Source organism: Nocardia sp. NPDC050718 (assembly GCF_040654235.1).
In the GTDB taxonomy this organism is placed as follows: domain Bacteria; phylum Actinomycetota; class Actinomycetes; order Mycobacteriales; family Mycobacteriaceae; genus Nocardia.
This window is the reverse complement of the sequence record NZ_JBFAHQ010000005.1, coordinates 282,668-306,526: the sequence shown is the minus strand read 5'-3', so window position 1 is coordinate 306,526 and position 23,859 is coordinate 282,668. Positions and strand designations below refer to the sequence as shown.

General features: G+C 70.2%; 20 protein-coding genes. 13 read left to right on the top strand and 7 right to left on the bottom strand.

Annotation, left to right across the window (positions count from 1 at the left end; translation table 11 throughout):
• Window positions 1–5: 5 nt before the first annotated feature.
• From AB0H54_RS24120 to AB0H54_RS24100, 5 genes are all read left to right on the top strand, one after another.
• Complete coding sequence (locus tag AB0H54_RS24120; RefSeq protein ID WP_357348031.1) at window positions 6–956, top strand: ComEA family DNA-binding protein; 951 nt, start codon at window positions 6–8, stop codon at window positions 954–956.
• Window positions 953–1,165 (top strand): hypothetical protein, encoded by a 213-nt coding sequence (locus AB0H54_RS24115; RefSeq protein ID WP_357348029.1) that lies wholly within the window; start codon window positions 953–955, stop codon window positions 1,163–1,165. Before AB0H54_RS24120 ends, AB0H54_RS24115 begins: the two co-directional genes overlap by 4 nt.
• Complete coding sequence (locus AB0H54_RS24110; RefSeq protein ID WP_357348027.1) at window positions 1,162–4,392, top strand: ComEC/Rec2 family competence protein; 3,231 nt, start codon at window positions 1,162–1,164, stop codon at window positions 4,390–4,392. Before AB0H54_RS24115 ends, AB0H54_RS24110 begins: the two co-directional genes overlap by 4 nt.
• Window positions 4,352–5,323 (top strand): DNA polymerase III subunit delta, encoded by a 972-nt coding sequence (gene holA / locus AB0H54_RS24105; protein WP_357348025.1) that lies wholly within the window; start codon window positions 4,352–4,354, stop codon window positions 5,321–5,323. Before AB0H54_RS24110 ends, holA begins: the two co-directional genes overlap by 41 nt.
• A gap of 107 nt (window positions 5,324–5,430) precedes the next feature.
• Window positions 5,431–6,723 (top strand): LCP family protein, encoded by a 1,293-nt coding sequence (locus AB0H54_RS24100; RefSeq protein WP_357348023.1) that lies wholly within the window; start codon window positions 5,431–5,433, stop codon window positions 6,721–6,723.
• Here the strand turns inward: AB0H54_RS24100 and AB0H54_RS24095 are convergent, their stop codons facing one another.
• Complete coding sequence (locus AB0H54_RS24095) at window positions 6,724–6,966, bottom strand: hypothetical protein (RefSeq protein WP_355278607.1); 243 nt, start codon at window positions 6,964–6,966, stop codon at window positions 6,724–6,726.
• A 98-nt stretch (window positions 6,967–7,064) separates the two neighbouring features.
• On the bottom strand, window positions 7,065–7,325 hold the full coding sequence (gene rpsT, locus AB0H54_RS24090; protein ID WP_355278610.1) for a 30S ribosomal protein S20: 261 nt from the start codon (window positions 7,323–7,325) through the stop codon (window positions 7,065–7,067).
• A 396-nt stretch (window positions 7,326–7,721) separates the two neighbouring features.
• Here rpsT and AB0H54_RS24085 point away from each other — a divergent pair, with 396 nt between their 5' ends.
• The 4 genes from AB0H54_RS24085 (at window position 7,722) to AB0H54_RS24070 (ending at window position 11,999) form a co-directional block, all read left to right on the top strand.
• Complete coding sequence (locus AB0H54_RS24085) at window positions 7,722–9,257, top strand: circularly permuted type 2 ATP-grasp protein (RefSeq protein WP_355279251.1); 1,536 nt, start codon at window positions 7,722–7,724, stop codon at window positions 9,255–9,257.
• A 5-nt stretch (window positions 9,258–9,262) separates the two neighbouring features.
• Window positions 9,263–10,240 (top strand): alpha-E domain-containing protein, encoded by a 978-nt coding sequence (locus AB0H54_RS24080; RefSeq protein ID WP_355278613.1) that lies wholly within the window; start codon window positions 9,263–9,265, stop codon window positions 10,238–10,240.
• 76 nt (window positions 10,241–10,316) lie between these two features.
• Complete coding sequence (locus tag AB0H54_RS24075) at window positions 10,317–11,159, top strand: transglutaminase family protein (protein ID WP_355278616.1); 843 nt, start codon at window positions 10,317–10,319, stop codon at window positions 11,157–11,159.
• 66 nt (window positions 11,160–11,225) lie between these two features.
• The gene (locus AB0H54_RS24070) at window positions 11,226–11,999 is read left to right on the top strand and encodes an aquaporin (RefSeq protein ID WP_355278618.1); all 774 of its coding nucleotides are present in this window, start codon (window positions 11,226–11,228) and stop codon (window positions 11,997–11,999) included.
• A gap of 5 nt (window positions 12,000–12,004) precedes the next feature.
• Here AB0H54_RS24070 and AB0H54_RS24065 read toward each other — a convergent pair whose 3' ends face one another.
• Window positions 12,005–12,556 carry a type II toxin-antitoxin system PemK/MazF family toxin gene (locus tag AB0H54_RS24065; RefSeq protein WP_355278621.1) on the bottom strand — a complete coding sequence of 184 codons (552 nt, stop codon included), beginning with the start codon at window positions 12,554–12,556 and terminating at the stop codon, window positions 12,005–12,007.
• A gap of 106 nt (window positions 12,557–12,662) precedes the next feature.
• Here AB0H54_RS24065 and lepA point away from each other — a divergent pair, with 106 nt between their 5' ends.
• Together lepA and AB0H54_RS24055 are read left to right on the top strand one after the other, a co-directional pair.
• Entirely contained in the window at window positions 12,663–14,510 is a 1,848-nt protein-coding gene (lepA, locus tag AB0H54_RS24060; RefSeq protein WP_357348020.1) for a translation elongation factor 4, read from the top strand.
• Between the two features lie 142 nt (window positions 14,511–14,652).
• On the top strand, window positions 14,653–15,327 hold the full coding sequence (locus AB0H54_RS24055) for a hypothetical protein (protein ID WP_357348018.1): 675 nt from the start codon (window positions 14,653–14,655) through the stop codon (window positions 15,325–15,327).
• Window positions 15,328–15,397: 70 nt separating this feature from the next.
• On the opposite strand, the gene AB0H54_RS24050 is transcribed toward AB0H54_RS24055, so the two are convergent.
• Genes AB0H54_RS24050 through AB0H54_RS24040 form a run of 3 tightly spaced genes read right to left on the bottom strand, consistent with a single transcriptional unit; the run spans window position 15,398 to window position 17,757 of the window.
• Entirely contained in the window at window positions 15,398–16,663 is a 1,266-nt protein-coding gene (locus AB0H54_RS24050) for a HAMP domain-containing sensor histidine kinase (RefSeq protein WP_357348016.1), read from the bottom strand.
• The gene (locus AB0H54_RS24045; protein ID WP_357348014.1) at window positions 16,660–17,352 is read right to left on the bottom strand and encodes a response regulator transcription factor; all 693 of its coding nucleotides are present in this window, start codon (window positions 17,350–17,352) and stop codon (window positions 16,660–16,662) included. Before AB0H54_RS24045 ends, AB0H54_RS24050 begins: the two co-directional genes overlap by 4 nt.
• Before the next feature lie 36 nt (window positions 17,353–17,388).
• A complete protein-coding gene (locus tag AB0H54_RS24040) occupies window positions 17,389–17,757 on the bottom strand; it encodes a hypothetical protein (RefSeq protein ID WP_357348012.1) in 369 nt (122 codons plus the stop codon).
• Window positions 17,758–18,035: 278 nt separating this feature from the next.
• Between AB0H54_RS24040 and AB0H54_RS24035 the strand changes: the two genes are divergently transcribed.
• Both AB0H54_RS24035 and AB0H54_RS24030 read left to right on the top strand, forming a co-directional pair.
• Window positions 18,036–19,964 (top strand): hypothetical protein, encoded by a 1,929-nt coding sequence (locus tag AB0H54_RS24035; protein WP_357348010.1) that lies wholly within the window; start codon window positions 18,036–18,038, stop codon window positions 19,962–19,964.
• 60 nt (window positions 19,965–20,024) lie between these two features.
• On the top strand, window positions 20,025–21,827 hold the full coding sequence (locus AB0H54_RS24030; protein ID WP_357348008.1) for a hypothetical protein: 1,803 nt from the start codon (window positions 20,025–20,027) through the stop codon (window positions 21,825–21,827).
• A 3-nt stretch (window positions 21,828–21,830) separates the two neighbouring features.
• On the opposite strand, the gene AB0H54_RS24025 is transcribed toward AB0H54_RS24030, so the two are convergent.
• Complete coding sequence (locus AB0H54_RS24025; RefSeq protein WP_357348006.1) at window positions 21,831–23,798, bottom strand: glycoside hydrolase family 15 protein; 1,968 nt, start codon at window positions 23,796–23,798, stop codon at window positions 21,831–21,833.
• Between the last annotated feature and the right edge of the window lie 61 nt (window positions 23,799–23,859).

Sequence of the window (23,859 nt, the reverse complement as noted above, 5' to 3'; positions counted from 1 at the left end):
CCGGCATGTCACGACACGACGAACACGAGCGGGTACGGCAACGGCTGGGTGGGTTGGCGTTGCGCGACAAACCCGGGTCCGGCTCGCTGCGCGGGGAGCCGGACACGGCCCGTCCACGCCGAAGCACCGAAGGTCGGTGGGACGAGGAGGAACTCCCCTCGACCGGGGAGGTGCGGTCGCCGGGCTGGCTCGACGAGGGTGCCGACTCCGGGAGACTTCGCCGACTCGTTCCGGACCGGTTCCGCCAGGCGCGGGTCGACCCCGGCCGCCGCGGCGCGCTGGTTCTCGGCCTGGTGGGGGTGGCGGCCGTCGTCTGCACCGGTGCGCTGGTTCTCCGCGATCAGCCGACGTCGCAGTCGTTGCCGCCGGTCCCCGTCGTCCGAGTGGAGCCCTCGGGCACCCACTCGGAACCGAGCGCGGGCCTGGCCGCGGTGGCCGGCGCCATGCCGAGCCCGACCGCGGAAGTCGTTGTCAGCGTGGTGGGTCTGGTCGAACGGCCGGGGCTGCATCATCTGCCAGGAGGCGCCCGCGTCGCCGACGCCATCGAGCGGGCGGGCGGTGCGACCGAGGGCGCCGACCTCGCGGGGCTGAACCTGGCCCAGCGCCTCACCGACGGCGACCAGGTCGTCGTCGGCACGACCGGCCCCCAAACGGGACCGCCACGTCTCGGCAGCGTCATGATCGGCGCCGCCGACCGCGCACCCGCCGCGGGGCAGCACGCCACGAGCGGACCGCCCCCGAACACCGGCACCCCAAACGCGAAGACGCGCGTCAACCTGAACACAGCGACGGAAGCCGAACTCGACGCCCTCCCCGGAGTCGGCCCGGTGACCGCCAAAGCCATTCTCGCGTGGCGCACCACCAACGGCCGATTCACCGACGTCGCCCAACTCGGCGAAGTCGACGGCATCGGCCCCGCCCGCCTGACCCGCCTCCGCGACCTGGTGACGACGTGACCGAGCCGACCGACCCAGGCGGCGACGGCGCGGACGTATCGACGCCGGAGGCGGACCCGCCGCCGACGAGCGGGTTCTCCACCTGCTTCGCGGATTGCGTCGAACACTCGTACAGCAGTATGGAATTCGGGTGCTTCGGGGTGTCGTCGGTGCTCGGGCGGAGTGCGGTCTGCCGTGACGCGCCGACGGCGAACCCGGACTCGGAATGAGTGCCGCGGCTCAGGAGGAGACAGCGGAGGAGACCGAACGCCAGGTCCTGGACATGCGCTTGGTCCCGGCAGCACTGGGCTGCTGGGCCGCGACGATCGTGGCCGTGTCTCTCGGATGGTTCGCGGGGCTGGTACTGGCGGTTGCCGCGGTGGTGATGGCGATCAGCTCGTGGGTGGTACTGCTGTGGGCGATCGCGCACAAGCGTGAGCGATGGCGGGTCGTTGCAGTCGCCGGATTGGCGACGATGCTGGCGACCGCCGGGTTCGGGGCAGCGGGAGCCTGGCGCGCGCACCACGTCCAGACGCACCCGCTGCGGGAGTCGTTCGGGCGCACGGTGACAGTGCTGGCCGTGGTCACCGACGACCCGAAACCGATGCGGGCAGGCGGATTCGGCGGCCAGCGGCGGTGGATCGTCCACGCGGAACTGCGCGAGTTCACGAGAGGCACGAGCGCATCGGCGGCGAACGCATCGACGATGAGCGTGCCGCCGCCGAGTGTGCCGCCTGTCGACGCGCCGCCGGCGAGGGTGCCGACGGCGAGCGCGATGACAACCCGGTTCGGCGGGTTGGGCGGGTCGACACTCACCCGGGTCGGTGGGGCGCTGGTGATTCTCGCGCCGGGGAAGGAGTGGGCTGAACTGTCGCCCGGTCAGGCTATTCGGTTTCGGGCGAAGGTCGCCGAGCCGAATCGGTTGGACCTGACGGTGGCGGCGTTGCACCCCGTCGGCGTGGTGGAGCGGGTCGGGATACCTCCGTGGTGGCAGCGGATCGCCGCGGGTGTGCGGGCGGACCTGGCGGCGGCATCGGCGCGGGCGCTGCCATCCGACGCGGCGGGACTGCTGCCGGCACTCGTCGTCGGCGACACTGTCGCGCTGTCCGACGAGGTCAGGGATGCCTTCGAAATCGCAGGCCTGCAGCATTTGTGTGTGGTCAGCGGAGCGAATTTCACTATCTTGCTGACCGCTCTGCTCGCGTTGACGAGATTGCTGACCGCGGGTCCGCGGACGAGTGCCGCGGCCGGTGCGGTGACGGTGGTGATGTTCGTCGTCCTCGCGCGGCCTGATCCGAGCGTGCTGCGGGCGGCTGCCATGGGTTCGGTGATGGTGCTCGCGTTGGTCACCGGGCGGCGCAAGCAGGCGTTGCCCGCGCTGGGTGCCGCGGTGATCGGATTGCTCGGTGTGGCACCGCAGTTGGCGGTGAGCGCGGGCTTCGCGCTGTCGGTGCTCGCCACCGCCGGTCTGATCCTGCTCGCGCCGTCCTGGGCGGACTGGTTGCGGGCGCGGGGGTGGTGGCGTGCGCCTGCGGAGATCGTCGCGGTGTCGGCGGGTGCGTTCGTCGTCACCCTTCCGCTCATGGTGGCGCTGTCCGGGCGGGTGAGTGTGGTCGCGATCGTCGCGAACGCACTCGTCGCGCCGGTGGTCGGGGTGATCACCGTGATCGGTGCGGTCGGCGCGGGCCTCGCCTGCCTGTGGGGTGATGCCGCGGTGTGGGTGCTGTGGTGCGCGCGCCCGCCGATGTGGTGGCTGCTCACGGTCGCCGACCGGATCGCCGCGGTCCCCGGTGCCACGGTCTCGGTGCCCTCCGGTATGAGCGGGGGACTGGTCGCGGCGGCGATCGTTGTCGTCCTGGTGGCCGCCCTGCGGTGGTCGAAGGCCCGCCGACTACTCGCCGTCGGCACCCTGGGCATCGCGGTAGTGCTTGTCCCAGTGCGCCTCTGGCAGCCAGGGTGGCCACCCGCGGGCTGGGTGCTGGCGATGTGCGATGTCGGCCAAGGCGACGGCCTCGCCCTCTCCGTCGCGCCCGGCGCCGCGATCGTGATCGATACCGGCCCGGACCCCCGACCGATCCGCCGCTGCCTAGACCGCCTGCACATCACCCATGTCCCACTCCTGATCCTCACCCATCCCCACGCCGACCACATCGACGGTCTGGCCGGCGTGCTCCGCGGCCGCACCATCGCCGCGATAGCCACCGCACCAGGCGAACTCCGCTCCGCCAGCCACGGGCACGTCACCAGTGATGGCTCCTCCGCCAGTGGATCTTCCGCCGATGGCAGGCGGTCAGTTGGTGCTGGGCCCTCCGTGGGGAGCGGGTCCTCCGGCGGTGATGGGGGGTCCGTCGATGACGGCTCCTCCGTCGATGCTGGGCCTGCCATCGGGCGCGGGCGGTCCTCCGGTGGCGGGCCCTCCGTCGGTGGCGGTCGCTCCGTCGATGATGGGCCATCCTCCGGTGACGGTCCGTCCGCTGGTGGCGGGCCGTCTGGTGGTGGCGGTCCGTCCGCTGGTGGCGAGCCGACAGGTGGTGACGGGTCGACCGCTGGTGACGAGCCGTCCACCCGTGGCGGCTCCTCCACCAACGGCGGGAGCCCCGCCACCGACGGCCGTCACCCGAACGGCGAACACTCGCCTACACCACCTCTCACCGCTGAACCGGGCATTGTCGCGCAGCGACATTCGTCTGCTCACAGCACCGAGTCAGGTGGCATCGAGCGAGTCGTCGAGCTCGCGGAGTCCGCGCGGATCCCGCTGATGGAACTGCATCGGGGACATGTACTCACGTTCGGGACAGTCGAATTGACGGTGTTGGCACCGGATCAGGATGTGCCTTCGTCACTGGATCTGGACGACGCCAACGATCGCTCCCTGGTACTCAGGGCGCGTACCGCTGTCGGCACGATCCTGTTCACCGGCGATATCGAAGCCACCGCTCAGTCTCGAGTGTCGCGCGACCACGACATCCGGGCCGACATCCTCAAGGTGCCCCATCACGGATCCCGCACCACCACACCGGAATTCCTGCGCGCAGTCCACCCGCGCCTGGCTTTGATCAGTGCCGGGACGGACAACTCCTTCGGCCACCCGCACGCCACGATCATCGCCGCGCTGGACACGCTCGCCGTGGTGGTCGCCCGCACCGACCGCCACGGCGACGTGATCGTGTCGGGTACCGCCGCGGACCCGAGAATCGCCACGTCCCGCCGACGGACTCGCGCCCGCACCGACCGCCACGGTCCACGGTGCCTACGTGGTGACATGGCCTCGGGCGCCGGTCGACGACACCGCGGTCACTGGGGGTTCAGTGGCGGCAGGCCGGGTCGGGCTCGCCCACCACCGGCCAGTCGGGAGTGGCGCACCGACGAAGGACCGCGGCCGGTCCGCTGTCGGTGCCCGAACGTAGGATCGCCTGGTGAGCGAACGCCCTGCCGCGGTACATCTGGTTCTCGGTGACGAGGAGCTGCTGGTCGAACGCGCGGTGGCGCAGGTGACCGGCCAGGTGCGGGCCTGCGCGCCGGACCCGGACTCGGTGCCCGTCGACCGGCTGCGCGCCGGTGACGCGAGTACCGCCGAACTGGCCGAGCTGCTGAGCCCGTCGCTGTTCGCCGAGGACCGGGTGATCGTGCTCGAATCGGCCGCGGAGGCGGGCAAGGACGCGGTGGCGGTGATCACCGACGCGGCCGCCGACCCGCCTGCGGGTGTCGTGCTGATGGTGCTGCATTCGGGCGGTGGCCGGGCCAAGGCGCTGGCTCCCGCCTTGCAGAAGCAGGGCGCGGTGGTGCACGAGTGCGCCAAGCTCACCAAGGCCACCGAGCGGGCGGAGTTCGTGCGGGCGGAGTTCCGGGCCCTCGGCGTCCGGGTGGCGCCCGACGTGGTGCAGGTGCTCATCGAGTCGGTCGGCTCGGAACTGCGGGAACTGGCCGCCGCCTGTTCGCAGCTGGTTGCCGATACCGGCGGCAAGGTCGACGTGAACGCGGTCCGCCGCTACTACTCGGGCCGCGCCGAGGTCAGCGGCTTCGACGTGGCCGATCTCGCCGTCGCGGGCGACCGCCCGGCCGCGATGGAAGCCCTGCGCTGGGCCACCGACCGGGGTGTCCCGCACGTCCTGCTGGCCGACGCCCTCGCCGACTCCGTGCACACCATTGCCCGCGTCGGTTCCGCGGGCCGGGGTGACCCGTTCAAACTGGCCCAGCAGCTCGGCATGCCGCCGTGGAAGGTCAAGAAGGCCCAGGCGCAGGCCCGCGGCTGGACCCCGGCCACCATCGGCACCGCGCTCCACGTGGTCGCCACCCTCAACGCCGACGTCAAGGGTGGCGCCGCCGACGCCACCTACGCCGTGGAACACGCCCTCTCCCGAATCCTGGATCTCCGCGCCGCGGGCTGAGGGCCACACCCTGGTCCACTCGCTGAGCGGACACGCCGGGACACGCTGGAATCGGGACCGAATCGCGATGTCGGTGCGGTCGTGCGGCTGGCACAGTTGATCATGACATGGACGACCCGACCGTCAGCCGGACCGGGGAGCGCGGGAGCAGGGGCCGCGCTCGTAGTTCGGCGGGCCGGTTGGCCAGGGCGTTCGGGAAGGGGTTCGCCGCCGGGATGTCGGCGCTGGTGGTCGCCGTCACCGCGTACGGGTGGTCGACGGCGGGCAGTTTCGACGCCGGGTTCCTGCGCTCGCACGCCATCGAGGACGACGCGCCCCATTCGCTCGGCGGGGATCTGAACATCCTGCTGATCGGGCTCGATACCCGCCGCGATCAGAACGGGAACGAGCTGCCGCCGGAAATCCTGGACCAGTTGCACGCGGGGGACGGCGACGAGGGCGGCTACAACGCCAATACGCTGATCCTGGTGCATATTCCGGCCGCGATGGACAAGATCGTCGCGGTCTCGATTCCACGCGACGACTATGTGCCGGTCAGTGGTATTCCCGGCTACACCCACGCCAAGATCAAGGAGGCGTACGGGCTGAAGAAGGCCGCGGTGCAGGATCAGCTGATCGCGCGCGGGGTCACCGATCAGCGCAAGCTCGAGCAGGCGGGCCGGGAGGCGGGGCGCGCCTCGATCGTCCGGGCGGTCCGCGATCTGACCGGGGTGCCGATCGACCGGTTCGCCGAGATCACCCTCGCCGGCTTCTACGATCTCGCGGCCACGCTGGGCGGGGTGGAGGTGTGCCTGAACCATCCGGTGCAGGACCTCGAGTTCTCCGGCGCGGACTTCCCGGTGGGCCGCCAGCATCTCGACCCGGCCCAGGCGCTGGCCTTCGTGCGGCAGCGGCACGGACTGGAGAACGGCGATCTGGACCGCACCCACCGGCAGCAGGCGTTCCTCACCTCGGTGGCCAGGCAGCTGCGCAGCGCGGGCACCCTGACCGACCCCGGCAAACTGTCGGCGCTGATGGAGGTGGCGCACCGCAATATCGTCCTGTCGGACGGCTGGAACATGACCGAATTCGTGCGCACGCTCGGCTCCGCGAAGGACCCGCAGGTCGAATTCCGGACCCTGCCGATCCTGCGCTACGACGTGATCAACGGGCAGGACGTGAACATCGTGGACCGCTCGGCGATCCGCCGCGAGATCGCGGCCGCGTTCGGGATGCCGGTCCCCGCCACCACGACCACCCGGCGCACCACGGCGCGGACCGAACCGCCCGCCGCGTGGCCGTACGAGACGACGACGGGCGCCTGGCGGACCAGCACGACCACCTCGGTGTCGGAGACCCCCGACGCGGGCACACCGGTCCGCAGCGACATCACCTCGGGGCAGATCCCCTGTGTGAACTGATCAGTCGCCGACGACGGCGAGTTCCTCGTCGTCCTCGAGATCCTCGTAGCGACCGTCCCACTCCTCGTACAGCGGGACCTCGTCCTCCCTGGTGACGATCCACGCGGCCGCGAAGCCGCCGTCCTCGTCCGGGACCATCACGTTCTCGATCTTGAGACCGAGCCCCAGGATCTCCGCGGCGCGGATCACCTCGGCCAGGTCGTCGCCTCGTACCACCGTCTGATTCGCGTACACCGTCAGCATGCGCGGAATGGTAGCCGACGACAAAAGCCGCCGTGGTCATCGAGGCCACGGCGGCTGCGTCTTGCGAAGTATTGCTGAGCGGGGAGCCCCCGCTCCGATCAGATCTTGTTCAGAGCCAGCGCGAGCGCGGACTTCTTGTTGGCCGCCTGGTTGGCGTGGATGACGCCCTTGGACGCGGCCTTGTCGAGCTTGCGGCTCGCGAACTGCAGCTGCTCGGCAGCCTTTTCCTTGTCACCGGTCGCGGCAGCTTCGCGGAAGTTGCGGATCGCGGTGCGCAGCGCGGACTTGACCGACTGGTTGCGCTTGCGCGCCGCCTCGTTGGTACGGATCCGCTTCATCTGGGACTTGATGTTGGCCACGCCTGTATCCTCTGGTTTCCTGTCGCTGGGTGGTATGTCTCGAAAGCTCGTCGGGCGCGCGCCCACGATGCAGCAGATGGTGCTGAACTACGGGTAACACCGCGCCGAAGATCGAGGTTACCAGCTCGGCACCGCCCGGCGAAATCGGGCTCCGAACGCCCGCCACGGGCCCCGCCGATTTTCACCCGTTTCAGGTGATGCAAGAAATTTACCTGTGTCTCACACGACCCCGCTGCCGGGTGATGCACAGTTTTTCTCATGACCTCCACCACAGCGCCGAGTACGGCTCGATCTGCATCACCGGCGTTGGTGAGAACGAACGGGCATCCGGTGAACACGCACGCCGGTTTGTTCGAGGGGTACGGCCCCGGCCGCTTCGCCGACGCCTTCGACGAGATGTTCGACGCGGCGGGACGAGTCCGGGCGCCGTACAAGGGTATCCACGCCGCGATGGCCGCCAACGACGTCGACGACCTGGCCAAACGCTCCGACGCGCTGGACCGCGCGTTCATCGACCAGGGCATCACCTTCTCCCTGTCGGGGCAGGAACGCCCGTTCCCGCTGGATCTGGTGCCGCGGGTGATCGCGGCCGCGGAATGGGCCAAGCTCGAACGCGGCATCAAGCAGCGGGTCACCGCGCTGGAGCTGTTCCTGGCCGACGTCTACGGCGAGCAGAACATCCTGCGCGATCAGGTGATCCCCAAGCGGCTGGTCACCTCGTGCGAGCACTTCCACCGCGAGGCCGCCGGGCTGGTGCCGCCCAACGGGGTGCGCATCCACGTCTCCGGCATCGACCTGGTGCGCGACGAACGCGGCGACTTCCGGGTGCTCGAGGACAACCTGCGCTCGCCGTCGGGCGTCTCCTATGTGATGGAGAACCGGCGCACCATGGCCCGGGTCTTCCCCGACCTGTTCTCCTCGCACCGGGTGCGGGCGGTCGGCGACTATCCCGCCCACCTACTCCGGGCGCTGCGGGCCTCCGCGGCGCCCAACGAGGCCGACCCGACCGTGGTCGTGCTCACCCCGGGGGTGCACAACTCCGCCTACTTCGAGCATTCGCTGCTGGCCAGGCAGATGGGCGTCGAGCTGGTCGAGGGGCGCGACCTGTTCTGCCGCGACAATGTCGTCTACATGCGTACGACGGCGGGCGAGCGCCAGGTCGACGTCATCTACCGGCGCATCGACGACACCTTCCTCGACCCCATGCACTTCCGCCCGGACTCGGTGCTCGGCGTCGCCGGCGTCCTCAACGCGGCCCGCGCGGGCAATGTGGTGATCTCCAGCGCGGTCGGTAACGGCGTCGGCGACGACAAACTTATCTACACCTACGTGCCGACGATCATCGAGTACTACCTCGGCGAGAAGCCGATCCTGCCCAATGTCGACACCTTCCGCTGCTGGCTCGACGACGAACGCGAGCAGGTGCTCGACCGGGTGGGCGAACTCGTGGTGAAGCCGGTCGAGGGGTCCGGCGGCTACGGGATCGTCATCGGGCCGGACGCGACACCGCGCGAGCTGGAGGCGATCCGGCGCAAGGTCAAGGCCGATCCGCGTGGCTGGATCGCCCAGCCGGTGGTGCAGCTGTCGACCGTGCCGACCAAGATCGGCAATGATCTCGCGCCCCGGCACGTCGACCTGCGCCCGTTCGCGGTCAACGACGGCGAGGACATCTGGGTGCTGCCGGGCGGGCTGACCCGGGTCGCGCTGCCGGAGGGCTCGCTGGTGGTGAACTCCAGCCAGGGCGGCGGCAGCAAGGACACCTGGGTGCTGGCCGGGCGCTCCGGTCCGGTCGACCGGGAACTGGCCGGTCCGGAACTGGTGAGCGATCCGCCGCAGGCCGATTCGTTCGAGATCGGCCGCGAGCTCAGCGCGCCGCAGGCCAATCAGCAACAGCAGCAACAACAACAGACGCAGCGGCTGATCGGGGACTGACACACATGCTTGCTCGCAACGCCGAATCCCTCTACTGGATCGGCCGATACGTCGAGCGCGCCGACGACACCGCGCGCATTCTCGACGTCGCCGTGCACCAGCTGCTCGAGGACGCCACCGTCGACGCCGACCGCACCTCCCGGGTCCTGCTCAAGGTGCTGGGGATCGAACCGCCGGAGGGACTGCACCTGGACGTGTGGTCGGTGACCGACCTCGTCGCGTTCAGCCACGACCACGGCGTCTCGATCAGCGACTCCATCGGCAAGGCCCGCGAGAACGCCCGTGGCGCACGCGAAGTCACCTCCAGCGAGATGTGGGAGTGCCTCAACGCCACCTACAACGGGCTGGCGACGGCGGAGAAGGCGGCGCGCGGCCTCGGCCCGCACGAGTTCTTCTCCTACATCAAGGACCGCGCGGCGATGTTCACCGGGCTGACCGACTCGACCCTCTCGCGCGACGACGGCTACAGGTTCCTGTTGCTGGGCCGCTCCATCGAACGCGTGGACATGATGGTGCGCCTGCTGCTCTCGCGCGCGGGCGACCGCACGTCCTCGCCCGCCTGGGTGACGGTGCTGCGCTCGGCGGGCGCCCACGACACCTACCTGCGCACCCACCGCGGCGCCCTCGACGCCGCCAGGGTCGCGGAGTTCATCCTGATCGACCGGCTCTTCCCGCGCTCGGTGTTCCACACGCTGCGCGTCGCCGAGGCCTGCCTGACCGAGCTCGACCAGCGGCCGGGCAGCCGCGTCGGCGCGCGGCACGAGGCCCAGCGGGTGTTGGGCCGCGCGCGCAGCGAGCTCGAATTCCTGCCGCCCGGCGTGCTGCTGGAGGACTTGCAGAGCAGGCTGCTCGCGCTGCAGAAGTCGTGCCGGGAGGTCAGCGAGGCCGTGTCACGCCAGTACTTCCACGCCGCCCCCTGGGTGGCGTGGACCGATGTGCGCAGCAGTTCCGACGGCCGCGTGCAGGTGGAGGGAGAATTGTGAACGAGCGTCAGCGAGTGAACCGACAGCACAGCGCGCTTCAGCGCACGACGGAGCCGAGCGCCAGCGAGGGGGAGTCGTGAGCTGGCGGATCAGGGTGGTGCACACCACCGGATATGTCTACGACGCGCCCGTGACGCGGTCGTTCAACGAGGCCAGGCTGACGCCGCGCGCCGACAGCAGGCAGAACGTGATCCTCAATCGCGTCGAGACCGTGCCCGCCACCAGGTCGTATCGCTACACCGACTACTGGGGCACCGCGGTCACCGCCTTCGACCTGCACGCGCCGCACACCGAACTCGAGGTGACCGGGTCCTCGGTGGTGGAGACCGAGCCGTTCGCGGAGCCGACCGAGGAGCTGAGCTGGGACGACCTGCGCGGTGGCCGGATCGTCGACCGGTTCGACGAAATGCTCAGTCCCACGGCCTATGTGCCGCGCGATCGCAAGCTGGCGACGGTGGCCAGGCAGCTGTCCCGGGGCGAGGAGCCGGCCAAGGCGGTGGTGCGCGCGGCCGAGTGGGTGCACAAGGAGATGGACTACATCGCGGGCACGACCTCGGTGCACACCTCGGCGTTGCAGGCGTTCGCCGAGCGGCGCGGGGTGTGCCAGGACTACGCGCACCTGACCCTGGTGTTGTTGCGCAGCATGGGAATTCCCAGCCGCTACGTCTCCGGGTATCTGCATCCGAAGCCGAGCGCCGAGATCGGCGAGACCGTGGCGGGTCAGTCGCACGCCTGGGTGGAGGCCTGGACGGGGCAGTGGTGGGGCTACGACCCGACCAACAACCTGGCCGTCAACGAGCAACACGTCTCGGTCGGCGTCGGCCGCGACTACGCGGATGTGCCACCGCTGAAAGGTGTTTTCTCCGGCGGCGGCTCGACCGACCTCGAGGTCGTTGTGGAGGTCACCCGCCTGGCGTAATGTCCACCTCGCTCGTGCGGACCCCGCTCGCCGCGGGGATGAATCCTCCCGGAGAGGTGGTGGCCAATGCCCACTGCACAGGAACTCGTCGAGTCCGAGGTCGTACCCGAGCCGAAGAAATGGGCCGCCGAAGGGCTCGGCACTTTCATCCTGGTGATCTGTGGCGTCGGCACGCTGGTGCTGGCGGGTGACCGGGTCGGGTCGCTCGGGGTGGCCTTCGCCTTCGGTCTGACGCTGATGTTCCTCGTCTACGCGATCGGGCCGATCTCGGGCTGCCACGTCAATCCGGCGGTCACCCTCGGCCAGCTGCTGCTCGGCCGGATCTCGGCGGTCGGCGCGGCGGGCTATGTGATCGCGCAGCTCGTCGGTGCCTTCCTGGCCGGGCTCGTGCTGTTCGCGCTGGCCAAGAACCTGCCGTCCTACGACCGCGCGGTCGACGGGCTCGGCGCCAACGGCTGGGGCGCGCACAGTCCGTCGGCGATCCGCGGGCCGCTGGGTGAGGTCGTCGTCCAGAACGGGTACGGCCTGGCCGCGACCATCATCATCGAGGTGATGCTGACCGCGCTGCTGGTGTTCGTGGTGCTGGCCTCGACGGACCAGATCTCCGATGTGCCGCTGGCGGGGCTGTCGATCGGTGTCACGCTGACGGTGATCTACCTGGTCTCGCTGCCGATCGACAACACCTCGGTGAATCCGGCCCGCAGCCTGGGCGTGGCGCCGTATCAGGACGGTGCGATGGCGCAGGTGTGGGTGTTCGTGCTGTTCCCGCTGGCCGGTGGCGCGCTGGGCGCGCTGGTGTACGGCCTGATCTTCGGCCGGTCCAGGGACGTGCTGACCTAGGTCGGTCAGCTCCAGCTGTACTCGGCGACGAGCCGGTGCGCGACCAGGTCGAAGGTCTTGCGCTCGACGATCGCGCCCTCGCGCCGGATGCCGTCCTCGGGCACGTCGAGCACCCGGTCCAGCCGCACCCAGCTGGGTCGACCGTCGTGGTCCCACGGGCCGGAGCCGATGCCGACCCAGTTACGGTCGTGCGCGCGTTCGGCTTTGGACGACAGCATCAGCCCGAGCAGGGTCTTGCGATCGCGCCCGACGACCAGCACCGGCCGGTCCTTGCCGTTGGTGGGGTCCTCCTCGTAGGGCACCCAGGTCCACACGATCTCGCCCGGGTCGGCGCGCCCGTCGAGCTGCGGGCAGTAGACGATCTGCCGGGCGCGGTGCGCGGTGGGCACCGGTGTCGACGCGGTCGGGCGCACCGCGACGGCGGGCTCCGGCTTGGCCGCCAGTGCCCCCACCAGCTTCTCGAGCAGCCGTGGACCCTGCTTGCGCACGATCTTCGGTCCCTGCTCCTTGGCGATGACGCCGAGTTGCTTACCGAGAGTGTTCCAACTGCTGGCCATCCCTGAAATATAACGGTCGCTCGCGCTTGAAGCGCACCGGTGACAAGGGGGCGATTCGTCGCATGGGACGATAGACGCAGTTCGCCGATACCCCTCGAGGAGTGGAGTGGCTTCCAGTTTTGCCGATACGACGTTCACCGATCCGTCCCGGATCCGGAACTTCTGCATCATCGCGCACATCGACCACGGCAAGTCGACCCTGGCCGATCGGATGCTGCAGCTGACCGGTGTGGTCGAAGAGCGGGCCATGCGCGCTCAGTACCTGGACCGGATGGACATCGAGCGCGAGCGCGGCATCACGATCAAGGCGCAGAACGTCCGGCTGCCGTGGAATGTCGACGGCGAGGACTTCGTCCTGCACATGATCGACACCCCGGGCCACGTCGACTTCACCTACGAGGTGTCGCGCGCGCTCGAGGCCTGTGAGGGCGCGATCCTGCTGGTCGACGCGGCACAGGGGATCGAGGCGCAGACGCTGGCGAACCTGTACCTGGCGATGGAACGCGATCTCGTGATCATCCCGGTGCTCAACAAGATCGACCTGCCCGCCGCCGACCCGGACCGCTACGCCGCCGAGATCGCGCACATCGTGGGCTGTGAGCCCGACGACGTACTGCGCGTCTCGGGCAAGACCGGTGTCGGCGTCGACGCGCTGCTGAACAAGGTGATCGCCGAGGTCCCGCCGCCGGTCGGCGACGCCGACGCCCCGGCCCGCGCGCTGATCTTCGACTCGGTCTACGACACCTACCGCGGCGTGGTCACCTACGTGCGTGTGGTCGACGGCAAGCTGACCCCGCGCCAGAAGATCAAGATGATGTCCACCGGCGCGCAGCACGAGCTGCTCGAGATCGGCATCGTCTCGCCCGAACCGAAGCCCACCCAGGGCCTCGGCGTCGGCGAGGTGGGATACCTGATCACCGGTGTGAAGGACGTGCGGCAGTCCAAGGTCGGTGACACCGTCACCTCCGCGCGCGACGGCGCCACCTCGGCGCTCGCGGGCTACCAGGAACCGCGCCCGATGGTCTACTCGGGTCTGTACCCGGTCGACGGCTCCGATTACCCGGATCTGCGCGACGCGCTGGACAAGCTGCAGCTCAACGACGCGGCGCTGACCTACGTGCCGGAGACCTCGGTGGCGCTGGGCTTCGGCTTCCGCTGCGGCTTCCTCGGGCTGCTGCACATGGAGATCACCCGCGAGCGGCTGCAGCGCGAGTTCGGCCTCGACCTGATCTCCACCGCGCCCAACGTGATCTACCGGGTCGTCATGGAAGACGGCACCGAGCACATCGTCACCAACCCCTCGTACTGGCCCGAGGGCAAGGTGCGCCAGACCTTCGAGCCGGTGACCAAGTGCACCGTCATCGCGCCGAGCGAGTTCGTCGGCACCATCATGGAGCTGTGCCAGAGCCGCCGCGGCGAGCTGCTCGGCATGGACTACCTGTCGGAGACGCGCGTGGAGATGCGCTACACGCTGCCGATGGCCGAGATCATCTTCGACTTCTTCGACTCGCTCAAGTCGCGCACCCGCGGGTACGCGTCGCTCGATTACGAAGAGGCGGGCGAGCAGTCGTCCGCGCTGGTCAAGGTCGACATCCTGCTCCAGGGCGAGGCGGTCGACGCGTTCAGCGCCATCGTGCACAAGGACGCCGCCCAAGCCTACGGCAACAAGATGACCACCAAGCTGCGCGAACTCATCCCGCGTCAGCAGTTCGAGGTGCCGATCCAGGCCGCGATCGGCTCGAAGATCATCGCGCGCGAGAACATCAGGGCGATCCGCAAGGACGTGCTCGCCAAGTGCTACGGCGGTGACATCAGCCGTAAGCGCAAGCTGCTCGAGAAGCAGAAGGAGGGCAAGAAGCGCATGAAGACCATCGGCCGGGTCGACGTGCCGCAGGAGGCCTTCGTGGCCGCGCTGTCCTCGGACGCGGCGTCGGACAAGCCCAAGGGCAAGTAGAACCCTCTCACCCCGGCTCGGCGGTGACGCGCACCAGCAGGCGCGTCCCGCCGAGCGGGCTTTCGGCGAGTTCGGCGACCTCGGAGATGTTGGTACAGCCCACGTGTGGTGAATGTGGGCGGGGGCTGGAAGGCTGAGCCCCATGGAGCAGCGTAGGACGGCGGCGGGGGTCGCGGGGCAGGCCGAGTTCACCCTCGAGTACGAGTACGACATCGTGACGGAGCTGGGCATCGACTGGCTGGTGTCGTGGTTGGAGGACTCGATTCGGGCGGGCAGCCGCTTCACTCCCGCCCAGACCGTGACGATCGGCTGGTTGAACTGTTACGTCATCGAGAATGCCGATGGCACGCTGGGGCTGTGCGAGCCGGATTTCGAGAACGTTCCGCCGATCCTGGCCGCCGGGGCGTCCAAGGCGGTGGGCCAGTTGTGGTATCAGCGCGAAGTCGCCGAGAGCGTGGGGCTGGGTGACGAGCTGGATTTCCCGCACTACACCCACCGTGCCGTGACCTGCGATGCATTCGCCGACTCCGGCGGCGTGGTGATGTACCGGTACCCGCACAACGAACACTACGATGACTTTTCGGGCTGGTTTGTCGGCTGCTCCGGCCTGGCCCACGAGCACGATGACACCACCATGCGATCCACCACGCTCTACGAGCTCGCCGTGATCAATCCCTCCATCGTCGGCTACCTTGCGCTGCCGCACGACTGCTCGGTCGACACCAGTGACGGCGCTCCCGAAATCTGGCGCAACGGCGAACCTTTGACGGTGCGGGACGGATCACTGTTGGCCGCGTCGTTCCACCGCGACGAGTGAACCTGTAGGTCCTGGTCGAACATCAGCTCGGCAGCCGGTGAGCGCATTCGAGGACAAGCAGTCACCCACCTCACCCCGGCTCGGCGGTGACGCGCACCAGCAGGCGCGTCCCGCCGAGCGGGCTTTCGGCGAGTTCGGCGGTGCCGCCGTGCAATTCGGCCTGCTGACGGACCAGGGCCAGGCCCAGGCCGGAACCGGGGGAGCCCGGTCGTTTGGCGAAACGGTCGAAGGCGGTGGGGGACAGGTGTTCCGGGATCCCGGTGCCGTTGTCGTCGACGGTGATCTCGATCCCGTCCGCGCTCGAACGGGCCGCGACCGCGATCTCGGTGGCGCGTCCGTGCAGGACCGCGTTGGTGACGGCATTGGTGACGATCAGCAGGATCCCGCCGGGCAGGCCGGTCATCGGGACCGGGTCGCACGCGGTCAGTGTGATGTCGACTCCTGGCTGCGCGCGCCGGGCGTTCTGGACCGCGCGATCGAGGGTCTCGCACAGGTCGAACGGTTCGAAGGCGCCCGCGTCGGTGAGCTCGCCGACGGCGAGGCGCTCCAGATCGGTGAGGGTGCGCTCGATCTGGCGTTCGGCGGCCAGCACGTCGGCCAGGACCGCGCCGCGCTGCTCGGCAGGCAGGTCGTCCCCCGCCAGGACCTGGAGATCGGTGCGCATCGCGGTGAGCGGGGTGCGCAGTTCGTGCGCGCAGACCGCGGCGAAATCGCGGGCGCCTGCCAGTGCCTGCCTGGTCTCGCCGTGCGCGGTCTCCAGGCGCGCCAGCATCCGGGTGATGGCGTCGGAGAGTTCCTCGGCCTCCCTGGCGCCGCGGCCGGACAGCGGCGGCAGTTCGTCGAGGGTGTCGATCTCGTGGGTCGCGGTGGCCAGCCTGCGCAGCGGGCGCGCGGCGAAACCGGCCAGCACCCAACCCAATCCGGCCGCCACCAGCACCCCGCCGACCCCGATGCCGAGGCCGATCAGCTGGCTGCGGGTGATCGCGGCGTCGACCAGCTCCCGGTCGGGATCGAGCCGGACCAGCAGGCCGGGCGCGCCCTTGACCTTGGCCAGCGCGGTGTCGGACGGGCTGCCCGGCGCCACCACCGTCGGTGGTTCGGGAGCGTCGGGGAACGGCATCGTCTCGGCCGGGAGCGGGATCGGCAGGGCGGGTACGCCGTCGATGCGCTGCACCACTTGGACATTCATCGTCGACACCGTCTGATCGAGCTGCCGGGTGCCCGCCACCTTCAGCAGCGCCGCGTAGGTGAGCCCGAGGGTGATCGCCACCAGCGCGGCGACCACGGCCGACACCAGGGCCACCCGGGTCCGCAGGGACCACGACCCGGTTCTCACGGGCGCTCCCGCAGGACGAATCCGACGCCGCGCACCGTGTGCACGACCCGATCGACGCCATTGGCCTCGAGCTTGCGCCGCAGATACGAGACGAACACGTCGACCACATTGGTGTCGGTGGCGAAGTCGTACCCCCAGACGGCGGACAGGATCTGCTCGCGCCCGAGCACGATGCCGGCGTTCTCGGCGAGCATGGCCAGCAGCTCGAACTCGCGTTTGGTGAGGTCGACCTGTCGTCCGCCCGCGTGCACCCGGTGCCCGGCCGGATCGATCTCCACCTGCCCAACCCGCACCGTCTTACCCTGCGGCGCAGCGGTTGCCGCGCTGCGCCGCAGCAGGGCACGCAGCCGGGCGATCAGCTCGCCGAGGTCGAACGGCTTGGTGAGGTAGTCGTCGGCGCCGCGTTCGAGGGCCGCGATCCGGTCGCTCACGGCGCTGCGGGCGCTGAGCACGCAGATGGGGATGTCGTTGCCCATCGCGCGCAGGGCGGTCACCACGCCGACGCCGTCGAGCTCGGGCATGTTCACATCGAGCACCATGGCGTCGGGGGTGGCGGAACGCACCAGGGCGAGCGCCGCGGCGCCGTCACCGGCCGTGACGACGTCGAAGCCCGAGAGCTCGAGGCCGCGCCGCAGCGACGCCAGCACCCTGAGCTCGTCGTCGACGACCAAGATCTGCTGTCCGGTCATCCCGCTCACCCTAGTGCGATCCACTGTTTGCCCTGGTCAGCGCACGTGCGGCGGGCGGACCACGATGACCCCGCCCGGCGCGTCGCCCGGGTCGACGTCCTGGCAGTTCGGTGCGTCGACGGCCGGTTCGCCCGGCAGCGCGGGCAGGACCGGCAGCGGGCGTGCCGGCTCGCCGTCGAAGCGCTCGATGTGCACGCGCGCGCCTTCCGGCGGCAGGGGCAGGGCGGGCGCGCCCGGCGCGTCCGGCGAACAGATGATCAGCGTTCGTTCGGGCCCGATCTCCCTGGTCACGGCGGGATCGGCGGACGCGGCGCCGGCGACACCGGCGATCGTGCCGGTCAGCAGCGCGAAGCCGCCGACAAGGGCGGCGGCACGGGCCCGGCGGCGGGCGGTGAATACGGTCATGGGCGGGACTCCTCCGAACGGGTTTCGCCGATCGGCTCGACCGGCGAAACCGACGCTAAGCAGCCGATCTTCAGGGTCCGTTGAGCAATCGTTAGAGTTCTCTTGGGATCGTGAACCCCCTGATTCCACCGGGTCGCCGAAATCTGTTGCTCGCCATAAGGTGGTACCAACCGTTCTGGACGAAACGACAGTTCGGCCTCCGGTAGTAGTGTTGGATGATCTTCACTTCGCCTCGTTCGTGGTGGGGGGCCGACAGTGATGCGAGTGTTGGAGCATTGATGACGCGTGATCTGCCTTTCGATGACGATGCTGCGCGCGCGGAGGGGACCGACACGGCCTACCGGGTCGCCAACGGTGTCGCGCGGGTAGCGCGCGCCGGCGCGTACGTCACCGGTGGTGCCCTGGTCGCCGCGAACGGCACCGGCCCCGACACGACGCCGGGCACCAGCAACGCCGACAGCCGGGTCGCCGGGTGGTCCTCGCAGTACCACTCCGACCCGAGCCCGGACGCGCCGAGCCCGGTCGTGACCTTCCCCGATCTGTCGGACGTGCCAGCGCCGCATCAGGCACCGCACGCGCCGTTCGCCCCGCACGCGCCCGCTCCGGCCGACGTCACCATGGTCGCGCGCGCCACCGAATCCGAGTGGCGCCCACAGATTCCCGGCTCCGACGACGAGCGGGAGCTGCGGATCCCCGGTTCCGACAGCAGCCACTCCACCGGCTACGGTATCCCGGGCTACGCGCAGACGCCCGCCGGGCCCGGCCTCGGTCTCGGCGGCGCCGACACCGACAACCCGTTCGGCCTCCCGGAGACGCCCGCCTTCGGCCTGCCCGGTCAGGGGATCGGCCTCCCCGGTTTCGACGGCCTGCCCGGCCACGGCCTCGGCATTCCCGGCTACGACGGCATCGGCCTGCCCGGTTCGCCCGGCGGTCTGCCCGGTGCGAGCGCGCCCGGTGCGGGCCAGCCCGGCGACGGGCTGTTCGACGGCATCGGTGACATGTTCGACGGCTTCGGCGCGATGGTGAACACCGAATGGCAGATCGACGCGCACGCGGGCCTGGACGGTGTGTGGTTCACCTCCCAGATGAAGGTCACCGCCCAGGTCGGCCAGGTCGGCGATCAGCTCGACGACTACGGCAAGTGGCTCGGCGACGGCATCAAGGTGCCCGGCGACACGACCGCCGGTGGCACCGGCGGCAGCCTGACCTCGCCGACCGGGCCGAGCCTGCCGGGATCCTCGTCCTCCGGTGTCGGCCTGCCCGGCACCACCGGGCCCGCGGCCGCCGCTCCGGCACCCGCGCCCGCGCCTGCCGCGCCACTCGCGCAGACCCCCGCTCCGGCTCCCGTGGCGCCCGCGCCGATCGCGCCCGCCCCGGCGCCGGTCGCGCCCGCCGCGCCCGCGCCGGTGGCCACCAATCCGGTGGTCAGCACGCCGCTGCAGACGACCATCCAGCCCGACGCCGCGTCGACGCCGATCGCCAACGTCTTCGGTGGGGCGGGCGCCGCCACCTCGCCGCTGACCGCGCCCGCCGCCGCGGTGCCCGCGCTGTTCGCGCCGACCACGCCGACCAAGCCGGTGGTCGTGCCGGACGTCACCGGCGGCCACACCCCGACCACCGTCCCGGTGACCGTGCCGTCGAAGCAGCCGACCGTCGACATCGACACCCCAACCACGGTGAAGCTGCCGGACCTGCCCAAGCCGACCGCGCAGCTGCCGGAGCCCACCAAGGCGCCGGTCACCGTGCCGCCGACCGGCGCGACCGGCCCCACCAAGCCGACGGTTCCGGACGATGACGTCGTCATCACCAAGCCGGGCACCACGGGCGGCGCCACGGTGCCCTCGACCGCGCCCAGCACCCCGACCGTCGACGTGCCCGACCCGACCGTGTCGCACCCGACCGCGACCGTGCCCACCCAGCAGCCGACCGCGCCGACCCACCAGCCGACGATGCCGACCAAGCAGCCGACCGTCGACATCGATCCGCCGACCGTGGTCACCCCGCCGCCGGTGGTCACCGTGCAGCCGACCCAGGTTCCGGTGAAACCGCCGGTCATCGACACCAAGCCGATCGCCGCCGACATCAGCTACACCGATGACGGCTACCATGGCGTGTCGGCCGGACTGTTCGACTCCGGGGTGGGCGGCGCAGATCACCTGGCCGCCGCGTTTCCCGTCGAGCATCATGGGTATGACTTCGTCGTCTGACACGACGACGTCTGCTCCCAGCGTCTCGGACGGACTCATGCAACGAGAGTGAGGAACAGGTTGTCAGCCGCTGCCGGACTGCAGGCCGCGACGGTGAAGCATCCGGATGTGATGGCTCCGGTCGTTTCCCTGGTCGACGAACTGCGGGAACTGGTCCGCACGGGCGGTCGTGACGACCTCGACGCCAGACTCGGCATGGTGCGCGCCAGACTCAGCGATCCCCGGGTGCGCCTGGTCGTGGTCGGTGAACCACAGGCGGGCATGAGCACGCTGGTCAACAGCATGGTCGGCACGCCGGTCAGCGCCACCGACGGCAAGCCGAGCGTTCCGGTGATCGTCGAGTACGGGCCCAACCCCGCCGCGACACTGGTGAAGTCGGCGCAGCGCGGTCGCGTCGAACGCGTGTCGGTCGACCCGCTCAACCCCGGACCCGCGCTGACCGCCCTCGGTGTGCTGCGCGCCGAATTCGCCGAGCCGAGCCCGCTGCTGGCCGACGGCCTGGTGGTGATGGACGCCCCCGGCGCCGCCGCCCACGAGAGCGCGGCCTGGTCGATGATCGCCGCCGCCGACGTGGTCCTCTACGCCGCCGACGCCGCCGCCGAGCTGACCGAGGCGCAGCTGGACTACCTGCGCCGCGTCGAGCAGGTGTGCTCGTCGGTGGTCTGCGTGCTCACCAAGATCGACCGCAACCCGCACTGGTCGCTGACCCAGCGCCGCAACCGCGCCCTCCTCGACGGGGCGGGCCTGAACTTCGCGGTCGCGCCCGTCTCGGCGGTGATGCACCGGCAGGCACAGGAGAACGGCGACCAGCAGCGCGACATCGAGTCGGGCGTGCCGCAACTCATCGATCACCTACACGATTACGTTGTCGCCCAGGCCGATTCGGTCGCGGTCGCGGCGGCCGTGCGCGATATCGCGCTGGTCACCGATCAACTCACCCTCACCCTGCGCGCCGAGGCCGCCGCGCTGCGCGACCCGCGCAGCCGGGCCGAGATCACCCAGCGGCTGGCGGCCGCCAGGACCGCGGCCGATCAGCTGCGTCAGCGCACCGCGACCTGGCAGGTCACCCTCGTCGACGGCAGCTCCGAGCTGAGCGCCGATATCGAACACGATCTGCGGCATCGACTACGCACCCTCGTGCGCGAGGCCGAGGCGGAGATCTCGCGCACCGATCCGGCCCGCAAATGGACCGAATTCGCGACCGAGCTGGACGCGCGGATCTGCGAGGCCGTCGAGGAGAACTTCGTGATGGCGCACTACCGCGCCGTCGAGCTCGCCGAGCAGGTCGCCGCGAAGTTCCCGCCGGACAACCGCACCCCGCCGCTGCCCGAGCTGCGCCTGACCAATCCGGGCGACGTGCTCGAGCCGGTGCAGTCGCTGGAGACGCTGGAGAGCGCGAAATCCAGTGTCGGACAGCAGGCGCTGTCGGCCCTGCGCGGCTCCTACGGCGGCATCCTGATGGTCGGTCTGGCCACCAGCCTGCTCGGGATGTCGCTGGTCAACTGGTACTCCGCGGGTGCGGGCGTGCTGCTCGGCGTGAACGCGCTGTGGGACGACCGCCGCAATCGCAAGCAGCGCAGGCAGGCCGAGGCCAAGGTCGCCGTCGCCCGGCTCGCCGACGACGTGATCTTCCAGGTGGGCAAGGAATCCCGCAATCGCCTGCGCACGCTGCAGCGGGTGCTGCGCGACCACTACACCGAGATCGCCGCCGAGGTGGGCCGCACCGCCGACGAGGCGCTGCGCGCGGCCGAGGAGACCGGCCTGCGCTACGGCGACCATCGCGAGCTGCGGATCACCGAGATCGACGCGGGCCTGCGCACCGTGGCCGGCCTGCGCGAACGCGCCGACCGGCTCGCGTACTGACGGCTAGGACCGGTGCGACGGCGTGTGGGCCGGCTGGAATTGGCCCGCGTTGCGCGAATCCTCGGCCCGGATGACGTGGGTGACCGCGTTGATCAGCGCCAGGTGGGTGAACGCCTGTGGGAAGTTGCCCAGGTGCCGCCCGGTGCGTGAGTCGATCTCCTCGGCGTAGAGGCGCAGCGGAGAGGCCAGCCCGAGCAGCCGCTCGCACAGGTGGGTGGCCCGTTCCAGCTCGCCGATCTCCACCAGCGCCGAGACCAGCCAGAACGAGCAGATGGTGAAGGTGCCCTCCTCGCCGTCGAGCCCGTCGTCGGTGGTGTCGGTGCGGTAGCGCAGCACCAGGCCGTTGACGGTGAGCCGGGTCGCGATCGACAGCACGGTCGCGCGCACGCGATGGTCGTCGGGCGGCAGGAAGCGGGTCAGCACCACCAGCAGCAGCGAGGCGTCGAGGGTGTCGCCGCCGTAGGTCTGGGTGAACACGCCCTCGTGGTTCACGCCGTGCTCGAGCACGTCCGCCTTGATCTGCTCGGCGATGTCGAACCACTCCGCCGCGCGGGCGTGCTGCCCGTGCAGCTGGGCCAGCCGGGCGCCGCGGTCGAGCGCCACCCAGCACATCACCTTCGAGGAGGTGAAGTGCTGCGGTTCGCCGCGCACCTCCCAGATCCCGCGATCGGGTTTGCGCCAGTTGGCGATGGCCGCGTGCACGGTGCGTTCCAGCAGCGGCCACAGCGATTCCGGCACCTGCCCGCGCGATTTCACGTGCAGGTACACCGCGTCGAGCATGGTGCCCCAGATGTCGTGCTGGTCCTGGTCGTAGGCGGCGTTGCCGATGCGGACCGGTCTGGCGCCGTCGTAGCCGGACAGATCGGGCAGCTCGTACTCGGTGATGCGGCGCTCGCCACCGATGCCGTAGAGCACCTGCAGCGGGAGCGCGTCGCCGTTGTCGCCGGTGGTGACGTCGTTGAGGAAGGCGAAGAAGTCGTTGGCCTCCCGGTCCAGGCCCAGGGTGTACAGACCCCACAGGGCGAAGCTGGCGTCGCGCACCCAGGTGTAGCGGTAGTCCCAGTTACGTTGTCCACCAGGGGTTTCCGGGAGGGAGGTGGTGGCGGCGGCGAGCAGGGCGCCGGTCGGCGCGTAGGTGAGGCCCTTCAGAGTGAGGGCGCTGCGCTGTAGGTAGCCGCGCCACGGATGGTCGGGGAAATCGCCGAGGGTGATCCAGCGCCGCCAGCATTCGGCGGTCGCCCACATCTTCTGCGCGGCCTCGGCGAAGGTGGCGGGCGCGGGCAGCTCCGACCAGGTGAGCGCGACGAACACCTCGTCGCCCTCGGACATCCGGGTGCGGGCGCGGGCCTCCCTGCCCTCGAGCCCGAGGCGCAGATCGGTGGTGAGCACCAGCGCGGGCCCGGCATCGGGATCGAGGAAGGGCCGGGCCGTCGCCTGTTCGTAGACCTTGCCGGTGTACTCCCACTTCGCGCCGCCCTGGTGGTAGTCGAACGAGGGCTGGCAGCTCATCTCCAGCTCGACCGTGCCGCTCACGCACTTGACCGTGCGCAGCAGGATGTGTTCGGCGTCCCAGTCCATCGGGGTGCGGCGATGGGTCTTGGACCGCTGGATGTTGTTGTGCCACGGCCCGAGCACCAGCGCGTCGCGCACGATCAGCCAGCCGGTCTCGGTCTGCCAGGTGGTCTCCAGGATCATTCCGCCCGGCAGGTAGCGCCGCTCCGCAGGCACGTTCTTGCCGTACGGGCCGATCCGGAAGTGCCCGGCGCTGCGGTCGAGCATGGCGCCGAAGACGCTGGGGGAGTCGGGACGCGGCACGCACAACCACTCGACCGACCCGCTGTTGGCGATCAGGCAGCTGGTCTCGCAATCGGACAGGAACGCGTAGTCGTCGATCGGCGGGAAGGCGCCGCGGCTGCCGCTGGAGGAGACCGGGCTCAGAATCGGCAGGCTGTCAGCACTGGGAGACTCCATACCCCATCATCAGGGCCCGGCACCGCGCTCGTCCACCGCTCGGTGCTGACGTGCCGCTCAC